The sequence below is a fragment of the Varibaculum sp. GTC20041 genome, from assembly GCF_055387755.1.
Map to the genome: position 1 here is coordinate 221,334 of NZ_AP041144.1, position 14,604 is coordinate 235,937.

At 53.1% G+C, this 14,604-nt stretch carries 10 protein-coding genes; all 10 read left to right on the plus strand.

Annotated elements, in window-relative coordinates:
• Positions 1–33: 33 nt before the first annotated feature.
• Positions 34–648: a type IV toxin-antitoxin system AbiEi family antitoxin domain-containing protein gene (locus tag ACZ5BI_RS00875; protein WP_316086940.1), complete on the plus strand. Its 615-nt coding sequence runs from the start codon at positions 34–36 to the stop codon at positions 646–648.
• Positions 641–1,480 carry a nucleotidyl transferase AbiEii/AbiGii toxin family protein gene (locus tag ACZ5BI_RS00880; protein WP_464896415.1) on the plus strand — a complete coding sequence of 280 codons (840 nt, stop codon included), beginning with the start codon at positions 641–643 and terminating at the stop codon, positions 1,478–1,480. The genes ACZ5BI_RS00875 and ACZ5BI_RS00880 overlap by 8 nt, the downstream gene beginning before the upstream one ends.
• Before the next feature lie 478 nt (positions 1,481–1,958).
• The gene (locus ACZ5BI_RS00885) at positions 1,959–2,852 is read left to right on the plus strand and encodes a DUF4862 family protein (RefSeq protein ID WP_464896416.1); all 894 of its coding nucleotides are present in this window, start codon (positions 1,959–1,961) and stop codon (positions 2,850–2,852) included.
• 203 nt (positions 2,853–3,055) lie between these two features.
• On the plus strand, positions 3,056–4,441 hold the full coding sequence (lysA, locus tag ACZ5BI_RS00890) for a diaminopimelate decarboxylase (protein ID WP_464896417.1): 1,386 nt from the start codon (positions 3,056–3,058) through the stop codon (positions 4,439–4,441).
• Positions 4,442–4,535: 94 nt separating this feature from the next.
• A complete protein-coding gene (locus tag ACZ5BI_RS00895) occupies positions 4,536–5,831 on the plus strand; it encodes a homoserine dehydrogenase (RefSeq protein WP_464896418.1) in 1,296 nt (431 codons plus the stop codon).
• A gap of 4 nt (positions 5,832–5,835) precedes the next feature.
• Positions 5,836–6,939, plus strand: coding sequence for a threonine synthase (gene thrC, locus ACZ5BI_RS00900; protein ID WP_464896419.1), 1,104 nt, complete (start codon positions 5,836–5,838; stop codon positions 6,937–6,939).
• Between the two features lie 15 nt (positions 6,940–6,954).
• Complete coding sequence (thrB, locus tag ACZ5BI_RS00905; RefSeq protein ID WP_464896420.1) at positions 6,955–7,965, plus strand: homoserine kinase; 1,011 nt, start codon at positions 6,955–6,957, stop codon at positions 7,963–7,965.
• Between the two features lie 266 nt (positions 7,966–8,231).
• A complete protein-coding gene (rho, locus tag ACZ5BI_RS00910; protein ID WP_464896809.1) occupies positions 8,232–9,884 on the plus strand; it encodes a transcription termination factor Rho in 1,653 nt (550 codons plus the stop codon).
• 198 nt (positions 9,885–10,082) lie between these two features.
• Positions 10,083–10,691 carry a hypothetical protein gene (locus ACZ5BI_RS00915; protein WP_316085836.1) on the plus strand — a complete coding sequence of 203 codons (609 nt, stop codon included), beginning with the start codon at positions 10,083–10,085 and terminating at the stop codon, positions 10,689–10,691.
• A 104-nt stretch (positions 10,692–10,795) separates the two neighbouring features.
• Positions 10,796–14,548 carry a transcription-repair coupling factor gene (gene mfd, locus ACZ5BI_RS00920; RefSeq protein ID WP_464896421.1) on the plus strand — a complete coding sequence of 1,251 codons (3,753 nt, stop codon included), beginning with the start codon at positions 10,796–10,798 and terminating at the stop codon, positions 14,546–14,548.
• Positions 14,549–14,604 lie beyond the last annotated feature (56 nt).

A 14,604-nucleotide genomic window follows, 5' to 3' on the forward strand; every position in this document is an offset into this window, starting at 1 on the left:
GTATCTACACTGAAAAAACTATAAAGTTTCAGTGTGAACACAACAAGTGCTGGTGTGGATTACCAAGATAGAATCTTGGCCTGTATTGACGCACGAAAAGGCGTAATTACGGCGTCTCATTGCAGGGAGCAAGGTATCCCCACTGTTTACCTGACGCGGATGGTCAGGGATGGGCGTTTAACTCGTCTGGCGCGAGGGCTGTACGGAGTTCCGGATGGCGAATATGATGAATTCTTTATTCTCCAGCACAGGTTTAAGAAAACCGTTTTTTCGTACGAAACCGCTCTCATTTTGTTGGGACAGACAGATATAATTCCAGATGGCATCGATATTACGGTAGAAAACAGCTATAAGATAAATAATCCACCCTGGCGGCTTTCCATAAACTACGTCAGCCCAGATATTTTCAAAATGGGTATTACTTGTGTCCCCACCAGCTATGGTAATCCAGTTAAAATCTATGGTTATGAGCGAATAGTATGCGATTTTATCGCTCATAAAAAGAATATAGATCCCGAAACTTACGTTAAAACAATTCAGGGTTACGCGAAATATCGAAACAAAGATATTCATCTTTTGTGGACGATAGCGCGGGCGATGCGGATAGAGAACCGGGTAAGAGACATAATGGAGATCGTGCATGAATAGAGCCAAAATTATCGCGCTTTGTCACAAAGTGGCAGAGAATATGGGATTGAGTTTTAATACTGTGTTGCTCTATTACTTCCTGGAAAATCTTCTAAAACGCTTGGCTGCTGGAGAAAATAAAGATCGTTTCATTTTTAAGGGTGGATTTCTGCTCTCGAATGTAGTTGGAGTGCAAACCAGAAGTACGGTAGACATAGATTTTCTAATCCGCAATCTGGAAATGGCGCCGGAATCAATAGAGCAGGTGCTAACTCCGGCTCTAGAAGAAGAATCTGGTGACCTCGCCTATGAGATTCAAGATATAGTCCCCATTCGTGAGGCTGACCAATACGGAGGGTATCGTGTCCGTATTGCATGCCGATTGGGGAATACTAGACATATTCTCCCCCTTGATATTGCTACTGGTGACCCCGTAACTCCGTCTCCAGTTGAATATATTTTTACCAGTATTTTTAGTGATGAAAGCATCCCTATTGAGGCTTACCCGTTAGAAACGATAATCGCGGAAAAACTGCAGACTATCTATTCTCGAGGTTTTTTCAATAGTCGCAGCAAAGACTATTACGACCTGCACATACTTTATAACTCCCAAAGGCATCATATTAATGAAGCGACATTGAAGGAAGCGTGCCGTCGAACATTTCGTTATCGGAATACGGAGTTTAACCTTGAGAAACTGCGTAGTCTCCTGGAATCGATAAAAGATGACCAGTCCTTTTTGGATAGATGGCGGGCTTATGCGAGGAAGAATAACTATGTAGGTGAAATTACTTTTGCTGATGTAATCAATAGTGCGATACAGCTAGTTGATGGGGCGTCAAACGTAAAATAGTTGCCCATCTGTTCACCCTCTACCAAGCCTCCACCACTCCCTGACCGGGGTAAACCACAAATCTGGTGGGGAAGCTAGTAGCTGCTGATAACCCTGGCTTGCAGGCAGTGCTTCCCGCAGCTGCCGCGGGCGGGATTTATATGTAAAGCAGTTTTACATATCGAAAAAACGTGTAAAAAAATCGCGAAATTTTTTACACGTTCCCCAATTGCTGCTTCATGTTGCAGCTACCCGGAATAAAATCCCAAAAATTAGTGTGAATGCAACAATCACCGCTAGCTGCCGTGGGTGGGGATTATCTAGGTGCTCAAACTAAATAAGGTGTTAGCAAGATCGCTACTCCCTGTTTGCTCACAATCCATTTGAAGTGTACGACACCACCGCTGTTGCTGTTCCGATGCTTGTCAACTAATATTTCATCTTGTCAGACAAATTTATAGTTGGAAGCAAGGTAGCTTCCTTAAGAAAAGAGATAACTATGAGTCAGAAATTCGTAGTCGGTGCCTATGCGTCCATGCCCGATACAAATCAACAAGATGAGTACTATCGCTTACTTGGACAACTTGATTGGGTAGACGGAATTGAAATTCCTTATCCTGGTGATCTTGCCGATAATGCTACTTGGCTGGCAGAGAGACTGTGCCCGCAATGGGATTCGAACACAATCACCGCGATTCCCGGCACGATGCAAAATGTTGGAAAAAATCCTTTATTTGGTCTCGCCTGTGCGGATGAGGAAGGACGCGGCCTCGCTATTGCCCAGGCTAAGCAAATTTCCGAGGTAGCCAGAGAGCTTTCCGATTATTTAGGGCATGCCGCAGTGAGTAAGGTGCAAGTGCATTCCGCCCCTACTCGTCTAGCGGATGCAAACGCTTTTCGCACCTCCCTCGAAGAACTAAAAGAACTGGACTGGAGCGGAGCAACGATCGTGGTCGAGCACTGTGACCGTTTCATTAAGGAACAGCCACCCGAAAAAGGGTTTTTATCGCTTAAGGAAGAAATCGAGATTTGCCGAACCCTGGGACTTGAAATTCACCTTAACTGGGGTAGATCTGCCGTAGAAGGTAGAAGTGCCGCAACTCCTTACGAGCACATTCTAGAAGCCGGACAGGCTGGAGTACTTGCGGGAGTATTTTTCTCAGGTGCCGGTTCTCAAGAATGTGCTTACGGGTATGCCTGGATTGATGGTCACCTTCCTTCGCAACCGGATGAACCCAGCTCACTCATGAGTGAAGAAGAAATTTCTAGATGTTCAAAGGCTGCAATACGAGGGGGAGCGAAGTACCTAGGGGCAAAGATCTGTGTGCCTAAGGATGCACCTCTTGAACAGCGCATCCGTATGCTTAAAACGATTTACAACGCTACCCGATAAGAAGAGAGGCGAGACCGCCCCGGTTGCTGGAATTAGTGTTTGACCGGCAGTGGTGGAAGGGAGCGTACCACCAGCAAATAATATCGTCTCCATAGGGATTGTCTTTCTTAATGGACGGTTTTGAAAGAGTTGTCAGCTTGGCAATAATTTAGCGAATGTAACCGCGGTTGCCCACCAATCTGAATCCTTGAAAGGTTTTCCTGATGCTCACTTGCCCTGAACCTGCCGAAAATCCAGTGCTCTGGCCGTGGGGAACCCAGCGAGAAGAGGACGGACAGTTATCTTTTGCCGGACAAAAAATAACTGACCTGGCGCAAAATTTCGCTACCCCCTCCTACCTGTTTGACCTGGATGATTTCGCTGCCCGCGCCGAAACCATTTCCAGCGCAATGGCGGAAGAGTTCTGGGAGGGCTACGGATTTTCCGGTGCCAGCGTCTACTATGCGGGCAAAGCCTTCCTGTGCACCGCTTTAGGGGAAGCCATCACCAGGGCGGGTATGGGGATAGATACCGCCAGCCTGGGAGAACTTACAGTCGCGCTCAACCCCGCAATGGGAGCTGACCCTAAGAAAATCGGGTTACACGGCAACAATAAATCCTTCGAATCTTTGCGCTTGGCGCTGCGCCGCGGTATTGGGCGGATCATCGTAGATTCCCTGGGCGAAATCGACCTATTACAGTCTCTTTGCGAAAGCGAAAACACCACCGCTCCGGTGATGGTGCGGCTAACCACTGGGGTACACGCCGGGGGACACAGCTTTATCGCCACCGCCCACGAGGATCAAAAATTCGGCCTCTCCCTGGCCTCAGGAGCCGCCCTCCAGGCAGTCAAAAAGATTATTGCCGCCCCCAATCTAAAGCTAGTGGGGCTGCATTCTCATATCGGTTCCCAAATCAAAGATTTAGCATCTTTCCAAGTAGCAGCCGAGAGGTTGCTAGCTTTCCGCGGCCAGGTGCAAAAGCTAGGTGAAGCCGTCCCCGAAGTTGATTTAGGTGGGGGACTAGCTATTTCCTATCAGGGCGAGGACGTGCCCAGCGCCAGTGAATATGCGCGCTCCCTCGCAGCTTCAGTAAAGAAAGCCTGCGAGCAGGCAGGCACCGATATTCCTCATATTTCGATTGAACCGGGGCGCTGGCTAGCCGGCCCGGTATGCGTCAGCCTGTACCAGGTGGGCACGGTCAAGGATGTGCAGCTCGAGGACGGGGCTATCCGCAAATACGTGAGCGTAGACGGGGGGATGAGTGACAATATTCGCCCCGCCCTCTACGATGCCGGATATGTGGCGACCCTAGCTTCGCGCCTTTCTGATGCCCCCGCTGCTAGCTGCCGCATAGTGGGTATGCATTGCGAATCCGGGGATATTTTAGTTCCCGAAATCGCCCTGCCCGCCGATATTCAAGCTGGTGATTTGCTGGTAATTCCGGCGACAGGAGCCTATGGGCGGGCAATGGCCTCGAACTATAATCTGGTTCCTCGTCCTGGGGTAGTTGGGCTGAGCCGTAAAGCGGCTCCGCGCTATATCGTTGCCCGGGAAACCGTGGATGACCTACTGCGACTGGATACCGGAGCCGCCGGTTTATCTCAGTGACAAATCTTCGGAGCGCTCGAACTCCAATAACCGTTAGAGTAGAAAACCCCGGCGGGTAAAAAGCCCCGGCGAAAGTGATGAAAAGAGGGTGAACATGAAGCAAGCGGTGAAAATAGCAGTCCTCGGGTGCGGAACTGTGGGGGCGCAAGTAGTGCGTCTACTGCAAGAACGCGCCGCTGATTATCAGGCTAGGTGTGGAGCCAGCCTAGAGATTATTGGGATTTGTGTACACAATCTGGCGGCTCCCCGCCCTGATTTTATTAGCCGCGACCTGCTTACCGACCAGGCGGAGCCTTTGATTGATCAAGCCGACCTGGTAATCGAGCTAATCGGGGGAATCGAGCCGGCGCGCACCTATATTACCCGCGCCCTCGAAGCTGGAAAATCCGTGGTCACCGGGAATAAAGCCCTCCTCGCGCAACACGGCCCGGAACTGTTTGACCTTTCTCGCGAGCGGGAAGCCGACCTTTACTATGAGGCCGCAGTCGCTGGAGCCATTCCGGTGGTTTACGGATTGCGTGAATCTTTAGCTGGCGATCGCGTCCAAGTGGTGCAAGGCATCGTTAATGGCACCACCAACTACATGCTTGACCAGATGGAAAAGAAAGGCTGGTCATTCGAGCAGGCGCTTACTACCGCCCAAGAACTCGGATATGCCGAAGCTGACCCGACTGCCGATATTGATGGGTTAGATGCTGCCGCCAAATGCGCCCTCCTTGCGCAGCTAGCTTTCCACACCCGGGTTTCCCTAGATCAGGTAGCGGTGAAAGGGATTCGCAGTATTACCGCGGACGATATTGCCGACGCCAAAGAGTCGGGGCGCACCATTAAGCTGTTGGCGATTGCCCAGCTCGCGCAAGATGAACAGGGACGCGAATGCGTATCTTGCCGGGTGGAGCCGGTATTGGTGAAACCAGAGAATCCGCTCGCAAGCATCGCAGGAGCCTTCAACGCGATTGTGATTGATGCCGAGGCCGCGGGCAGGCTAATGTTCTACGGTCAAGGCGCCGGCGGGGTACAAACCGCTTCCGCCGTGCTCTCCGATGTGGTGGCCGCTGCCTTCCACCTAGTTTCCGGCGGCAGCGCCCCGCGCGAGTCCGCCTATGCTGATTTGCCACAAATGCCAGCTGAGCAGGTGAGTTCCAAGTACAGTATCCGTCTGCAGGTCGAGGACGTAACCGGGGTATTAGCCGAGGTAGCAGGGATTTTTGCTCGCCGCGGGATTTCTATCGAGCAGGTGCGTCAACGCAGTGACGCTAAATCCGGGAAAGCGATTGTTTCTTTGTCAAGTGACTGGGCTAGTGCGGGAGACATAGACTTGACGGTGAAAGATTTGGAAGCCGCCGAGCCGGTGAGCCAAATAATTCAAGTAATCAGTATGGAGGGCTAGCAAGATGGCGCATCTGTGGCAGGGAATAATCAACGAATATCGCGATTGGCTCCCCGTAAGTGATGAAGAAAAAATTGTCACCTTACAAGAGGGCGGCACTCCGCTGGTCTACTCCGATGATTTGTCGGACGAGGTAGGGGCGCGGGTATTTATCAAAGTCGAGGGGATGAACCCTACCGGTTCTTTTAAAGATCGCGGTATGACCATGGCGATTACTAAGGTGCTCTCTAGTGGGCAAAAAATGGTGGCTTGTGCCTCTACCGGCAATACTTCAGCTTCTGCCGCTGCCTATTCGGCAAAGGCTGGCCTGGAATGCGCAGTCATCCTGCCTGCTGGGAAGATTGCTGCCGGAAAACTCGCCCAGGCAATTGTGCATGGGGCAAGGCTAGTGGCAGTGGATGGAAACTTTGACCAATGCCTGACTATTACCCGCCAGCTCACCGAATCCTATCCGGTAGCCCTGGTTAATTCGATTAACCCCTACCGCTTGCAGGGTCAAAAAACTGCGGCTTTTGAAATCGTTGATTTCTTGGGGGACGCGCCTGATATTCATGTTCTCCCGGTGGGAAATGCCGGAAATATCTCCGCCTACTGGATGGGATATAACGAATATGCTGGTCGGCGCACCGCCGCCTCCTTGGAAAAAGAAACTAAACTCGGGGAGGCGCGCGCCAGTAAAGTTCCGCAAATGTGGGGTATCCAGGCTAAAGGGGCTGCGCCTTTCGTTGCTGGACACCCGATTGACAACCCGGAAACCGTGGCGACCGCCATTCGTATCGGTAACCCGGCTTCCTGGGATTATGCATCGGCAGCGCGGGACGATTCCCACGGTTTTATTACAGCGGTCAGCGATGAAGATATTTTAGCTGCCCAGGCGCGGTTAGCGGCCGATACCGGTATTTTTGTGGAACCAGCTTCCGCGGCCTCGGTTGCGGGACTGCTGTGGGCTGCTGGGGCAGGTAAAGTGCCCGAGGGTGCGACTATTGTGTGTACGGTTACCGGTAACGGTCTAAAAGATACTGCGACTGCTCTGGGCGATCGCGATATTAACCCGCAGGTAATCGCGCCCACCCTGGAGGCCGCCCTCGCCGCCCTCGACTTGAAATAACCGGAAGTAAGCAAGATGCGGATTGTTAAGGACGAGGCGGAAGTAAAAGTTCCTGCTACCTCGGCTAATCTGGGGCCTGGATATGACTGTATGGGACTAGCGCTTTCCCTGCATGATCGAGTGCGTTTTCGAGCTACTGTTGGAAAAACCCAGGTGCACGTACGGGGTCAGGGCAAAGACAAGCTGCCGGAGGACGACAATCACCTGGTAGTACGGGCGATCCGCCTCGGTCTCGATGCCGTAGGAGCCTCCCAAGTGGGGATCAGTCTTTGGCAAGAAAATCAGATTCCCCAATCGCGTGGTCTGGGTTCATCAGCGTCCGCGATCGTGAGCGGGTTGGCTATTGTCCGGGCGATTATTTCCGATCCGGAAGTGCTCGATAAGGAAACGATGCTGCGAATCGCGACCTACCTCGAAGGGCATCCCGACAACTTGGCGCCGGCGATTTATGGGGGAATCACGCTGGCGGGAATCCACGGCACTTCCAGTGAAGAAGCTGCCACTACCAAGGAACTGACTTCACCTTTCCTTGAAATGGGGCAAAACGACCAGGACGATCAGGAGGAAGAAACGGATCCGCTTGCCTTGAACCCGGAGTTTCCAAAAACTTGGGCAGTGAAAATCAAAAATCAATACGACCTCTGTCCCACGGTGTTTATCCCGGATTTCGAATTGGATACTTCCCAGGCACGCTCGCTACTGCCTGAACAGGTGCCCCACGCTGATGCTGCCCGGAATGTGGCCAACGCGGCACTTTTGGTCAGTGCCTTGCAAGCTCATCCCGAACTATTGATGGCCGCTACCACGGACTATTTGCATCAAAACTATCGCCGTGCCGCTATGCCGGCCTCTTTGGACTTAATGTATTGGTTACGGGCGCAACAGCTGCCAGCAGTTGTTTCCGGGGCGGGGCCGTGTGTATTGGCACTGGCAAACGTGGGTGATCAGGTCAAAGCCAAGGCAGAGAAAGTGGGTTGGAAGGTTCGTACCTTAGAGTTGGATACTCGCGGAGTGCGAGAGCTGTAACGCTCTTGCGACAGTTTGAGCTATTTGCCGGACTTAGGTCATGGCCAGGTTCACTAAGCGCAAGTTTCCTGCCCGCTGAAAATCCTGGTAAGCTAAACTCACGAAGGCGAAAGCACCTAGCGGGTTTACCGCCAGGGACGCTCAGTTCCGGCCTTCAAAATCGAGGCCTTTTTTCTCGATTCTTAATATCCAGGCGCATCTGCGTCAACCTACATTCAAAAGGAAAGTTTGTGAGCACAAACGCGAATGCCAACGATCTGCGCACTATGAAGCTGGGTGAGCTAAAGGCTCTAGCTGCAAAAATGCAGCTGCGGGGGATCTCCCGCTTACGGAAGAATGAGTTGATCGAAATGATTAGTCAGGCTCGCTCCGCCCAACCTGCCAGCGATGCCGCGCAAGAGACTGTGAAGGCTAGTGCCAACCAAAATGGCTCGTCTCAACGGAAAGCGGATACGCGCAGACACAACAGACAACATCAGGCTGCGGTTCGCGAAGGATCCGATGCTAAAAAAGATGCGAAGGAGCAGCTGAAACAGGATTTAGCCGAGCACGCCGGCAAGAAAGACCTCCGCAATAAGACCAAGAAGAATAAAGGGGAGACCCCTCATTCGGTCGATGAGATTTCTTTGCCCAGTGCAGAGGATGAAGACCGCGGGGAGGGACGTGGTCGGGGACGGCGTAATCGCCGGCGTGACCGGAATCGCCGCCGCGATGATAACTGGAATGATAATCGCGGTCGCGGTAAAAACGACCATCATGAAGAGGAATCCTCCGAAGAAAACGAGGAAGAACTATTGCCGATCGCAGGGGTATTGGATGTGCAAAGCAACCATGCTTTCGTGCGCACCTCGGGTTATATAGCTGGCCCCAATGATGTTTATGTCACCTTAGGACAGGTGCGCCGTTGGGGATTGCGGTCTGGAGATGCAGTACAGGGCGCAGTGCGTCCTCCCAAAGAGGGCGAAAATAACCGGCGGCAAAAATACAATGCCCTGGTACGTTTGGACGCTGTCAACGGGATGAGTATCGAGGACGCCAGGGCGCGCACCCAGTTCAAAGATTTGGTGCCGTTGTACCCGAATGAGCAGCTGCGCCTAGAGAACAATCCCAAGAACCCCACCCAGCGGATTATTGACCTGATCGCCCCGATTGGTAAGGGACAGCGCGGGTTGATTGTTTCTCCTCCTAAAGCCGGTAAAACTATTATTTTGCAGCAGATCGCCAATGCGATCACCACTAATAATCCGGAATGTCACCTGATGGTGGTACTGGTAGATGAACGGCCCGAAGAGGTTACCGATATGCAGCGCACGGTAAAGGGAGAGGTTATTGCTTCGACCTTTGACCGTCCCGCCTCTGATCACGCCTCGGTAGCCGAATTAGCGATTGAACGGGCAAAACGCCTGGTAGAGCTAGGTCAAGATGTGGTGGTACTGCTGGATTCCATTACCCGCTTGGGGCGTGCCTATAACCTGTCAGCCCCGGCTTCGGGACGGATCTTGTCCGGTGGTGTGGACGCTTCCGCGCTATACCCACCCAAGAAATTCTTTGGGGCGGCGCGTAACGTCGAAAATGGTGGTTCGCTGACTATTTTGGCTACCGCCTTGGTGGAAACCAACTCCAAGATGGACGAAGTTATTTTCGAAGAGTTCAAAGGCACCGGCAATATGGAGCTGCGTCTGTCGCGACAGTTGGCGGATAAGCGCCTATTCCCCGCGGTAGATGTGAACGCCTCGGGTACTCGCCGTGAAGAACTGCTGCTAAACAAGGAAGAACTGCAGGTCACTTGGAAGTTGCGGCGGATGCTTAGCGCCCTAGAGCCTCAGCAGGCTACCGAGTTTGTGCTGTCTAAACTGAAGAACACTAACTCCAATGCCGAGTTCTTGATGATGATCGCTAAGATGAGCAGCCAGGTTTAATCGAAAAATAGCGATTTTAAATCTGATACCAAGAGCGTGGTGCCCCGCCGTTTCTCGGCGGGGCACCACGCTTTCTGCGTAAACTGTGGTAAGGGCTACGAATGTAACGATTTGGTAGCGAAATGATTGCATAATGGTTTAGACTGATTTTCGCCTGGTAAACCGGGCAGGTTATTTTGTCGACTGAATGGGAAAATCGTGGGACGTCATAGCCAAGGAAAGAAACCATTCCGCCATCTACTATGGCAGGCGGGGTTAGCCACTGCAGTAATCGCAGCCGCAGTCGGTACCTCGGGAGCAGTCGCTCTGCATTCCGCTTCCCTTCCCGCCGGGCAACCGCAACCCGAAATGACGACGCAAACCATTTCCAAAACCAACCCGGTTGCTCAAGCAAGCGGAGAATACGGTTTAGAAAAAGTTAGCGCTAAAGTCTTAGACGAATCCCCCACAACCGATCCTGCCACTGCGTTAGCCAGCGATAATCCGCAACCAGCTTCGCAAGCAAGTACTGCTGGGGCTAGTGCTTCCAGCGCGCAATACTCCCTGGCAGCTTTACGCAGAGCAGGCGTAGTGCATTGGAGCGGATATAAATTCACCTACTATTCCCAAAAAGTCTTACCCGGTGGGGGACTGCGGATTCCCGGCCGCCACGTGAATGCTAACGGGTATGTAGCTGACGCCGACGGTTATATTGTGCTTGCCAATGATGCTCCGAAAGGCACCGTGATTAACACTCCCTTTGGCGGGCCAGGAAAAGTCTATGACCGGGGTACCCGGGGAAACCACTTCGACGTTTACACTTCCTAAGCAGCCGCTATTTGTGTTTTACGCGGGCGCGTCCTCGTACCTGATCCTACCCGGGTAAACAGGTAAAAGTGACCTGGGTAGCGCTCTCATCTAAGATGGACACGATGAGTTTGCAAGCCGTAGTAGAAAAAGTAGCTAGTGAGCCGGCAGCTAAAAAGTTCTTCTCCCAGCCCCATAGCGTCCAGTCCCTTTATTGTCCTGCCGGAGTAAGGCCGGCGCTCGCGGCAGCCGCGGCGCAAACCGAGGTAAGTAGCGGAAAGTTTTCCCCGCTACCCGTCTCATCAGTAAATACTAAGAAAGCTGCGCAGACTGAGGCGGCTAAGGAAAAGGGACGCGGCCTGATCTTGTATGTAACTGCCTCGGGCAGAGCCGCCGAACAGGTAGAGGCGGAACTGGCGGGATACCTGCCCCGAGTTGCCCGCTTCCCCTCCTGGGAAACCCTGCCGCATGAACGGCTGTCTCCCCGTGCCGACACTATGGCGCAGCGAATCGCCGCCCTGCGCCGCCTGACCCATCCGGAAACCAGCGGCCCCGGGCAGGCGATAACCATTCTGGTAGCTCCTGTTAGGGCATTATTGCAGCCGGTAGTAGCGGGTTTAACCGAGATTGAGCCCCTAAGAATTCTAGAGGGCGAAGATTATCCTCTCGATAAACTAGCTACCCGCCTACTGGAGCTGGGATACGAGAAAACCGATTTGGTGTCAACGCGGGGACAATTCGCGGTGCGGGGAGGAATTGTTGACGTATTCGTACCCGGGGAATCTCATCCCCAGCGCTTAGATTTCTTTGGGGACACTCTAGAGGAAGTAAACTACTTTTCCCTTTCAGACCAGCGCAGCCTGGAAAAAAGTCCTGCCGGGGTGTGGGCGCCGGCCTGTCGGGAATTGCTGTTAACCGACCAGGTTAAGCAGCGCGCTAGCGAGCTGCAACCCTCCCTGCCAGGTGTGGCCGATATGTTAGAACTGATCAGCCAGGGGATCGCAGTCCAGGGGATGGAATCTTTAGCCCCGGTGTTGGCTCCCGGGCTGCAAAGCGTGGTTTCCTTGCTGCCGGAAGATACCACTATCGTGATTGACGAACCGGGGAGAGTAGCTCGCCGCGCCGCAGATTTGCTGGCCACTTCCCACGAATTTGAGCAGGCGGCTTGGCAAGCAGCGGCGGGAGGCGGAAAAATCCCGATCCGCGCTGCCCGCGCCCTCCAAAGTCTCAATGATTTTAATCAAGAAGCTCTCGATAAAAGCCTTGGCTGGTGGGAACTAACTGGTCTGCCCAGTGCAGATATTTTGGATGCCGAAAACGAGGAAGAACCGGCCGCGGAGACCGTAACTCTCACGGAGGAACTCAGCGGGGGCGAAGAAGAAAATGGGCTCAGCGAAACTACCCGACCCACCTATGTTTACAACGGTCAAACTAGCATGGGCGCGAGGGCGACCAAAGGCTACCGCGGACAGATTGACCAGGCAGTTAAAGAATTAGGGCAGTACCTAAACGCCGGTTGGCAGGTGATTATCTCCTGTTCGGGACGCGGCTTGGCCAACCGATTCGCCGCTAATCTTTCCGAGGCAGGCCTGCCTGCCCGTGCAGTAGCCACTCTAGCTACGTCCTCGGATATAGAAAAGGGAAGCGTGCTGGTTACCGCCGGTAAAATCGCGGCTGGTTTCACCCTGAAAGCCTCACACCTGCTGGTATTGGCAGAGGCTGACTTGACTGGACGTTCTCCGCGCCTGGCACAAGCTCCCCGCAAATTGGCTAGTCGGCGGGGGAAAACCATTGTTGATCCTCTGTCACTAAAGCCCGGGGACTACGTGGTGCACTCCCAGCATGGGGTGGGACGCTTCGTGCAGATGACCAAGCGCACTATCGGTAAAGGCCAAGACGCAGTTACCCGCGAATATCTGGTATTGGAGTACGCCCCTTCGCGGCGGGGACAAGCTGGTGACCGGCTCTATGTCCCCACTGATTCTTTGGATTTGGTTTCCCGCTATGCCGGCTCGGATACTCCGCAGCTAAACAAAATGGGGGGAGCGGATTGGGCGAAAACCAAGAATCGTGCCCGTAAAGCTACCCGGGAAATCGCGGCAGAACTTATTCGGCTCTACGCTGCCCGTCAGGCCACCAAAGGACACGCATTCGGTCCCGATACCCCCTGGCAAAAGGAACTCGAGGACGCGTTCGAGTATCAGGAAACTCCTGACCAGCTCGCTACCATCGATGAAGTCAAGGCGGATATGGAAAAACCGTCCCCTATGGATCGCCTGCTCAGCGGAGATGTAGGGTTCGGCAAAACCGAAGTGGCGGTGCGCGCGGCTTTCAAAGCTATCCAAGAAGGGTTCCAAGTTGCCTTGCTAGTGCCGACCACGCTGCTAGTAAAACAACATTTTGAAACTTTTAGTGACCGTTTCGCGCCCTTCCCGGTAAAAATTGGGCAGCTATCGCGTTTTTCTACCCCTGCCCAGGCGCGAGAACTCAAAGACCAGTTACGTGGCGGCGAAATCGATTTGGTGATCGGAACCCATAGTTTGATTACTGGGGAAGTCGGGTTCAAAAATCTGGGACTGGTGATTATTGACGAAGAGCAGCGTTTCGGGGTGGAACATAAGGAAACTTTGAAAGCTCTGCGCACCAATGTGGATGTGCTCTCTATGTCGGCCACCCCGATTCCGCGCACCCTAGAAATGGCGGTGACCGGGATTCGGGAACTTTCGACCCTTTCGACCCCGCCGGAAGAACGCCACCCGGTGCTCACTTTTGTTGGTGCTTACCAGGACAAACAGGTAAAGGCAGCGATCCGACGGGAACTGCTGCGTGACGGACAGGTTTTTTATGTACATAACCGGGTAGAATCGATCGACCGGGTAGCGGCGCATCTGTCGGAACTGGTTCCGGAAGCCAGGATCGCGGTGGCGCACGGCAAAATGCATGAAAAGCAACTGGAACAAGTAATGGTTGATTTCTGGAACCACCAGGCTGATGTGCTAGTTTGCACCACGATTGTAGAAACCGGGCTAGATATTTCCAACGCCAACACCCTAATTGTTTCCGGGGCGCATCGAATGGGGCTTTCCCAACTACACCAGTTACGAGGACGAGTAGGGCGCGGGCGGGAACGTGCTTACGCCTATTTCTTCTACCCGGGCGATAAACCGTTAACCGAAACTGCGCATGAACGCTTACAAACTATCGCCGCGAATACCGATTTAGGTGCGGGGACAGCGGTTGCCCAAAAGGATTTGGAGATTCGCGGAGCCGGAAACCTGCTGGGCGGGCAGCAGTCGGGCCATATCGCCGGGGTTGGTTTTGACCTGTATATCCGGATGGTGTCCGAGGCGGTGCGCGGTTTCAAAGAGGGCGCACAAGCAGAAGCAGACGATAGTGAAGTGCGGATTGAACTGCCGATCGATGCCCATATTCCCCCTGAATATATGGAGTCAGAACGGCTGCGTCTAGAGATGTATCAAAAGCTATCCAGCGTGCGGGAAGAAGCGCAGCTGGAAGCGGTGCGAGAAGAAATGACTGACCGTTACGGAGTGCCACCAGCAAATGTGCAGCTACTGTTTACGGTGGCGAAGCTACGGATGGCTGCGCGTGCCCTAGGGATTAAGGAAATTGTGGCACAGGGGCGTTTTGTGCGTTTTGCCCCGATTAGCTTGGCGGATTCGCAAATGCTGCGGATAAAGCGGCTGCATCCGGGAACGGTGATTAAGCCGGCGGTACGCCAAATCTTGGTGCCAGCTCCTAAGGGAGAAAAATTGGGGCAAAGCGCTCTGCATGATGAACCGCTAGCGCAGTGGGTGGCAAAGTTGTTACAAAATGTGCTGACCCCCTTTGGAAAAATAAATTCTAATGCACAAGAATAGAGCTGACCGCACCCTCTTGATAAGCTAACCCTAGCTATTAGCTTCAGAAAGACAGT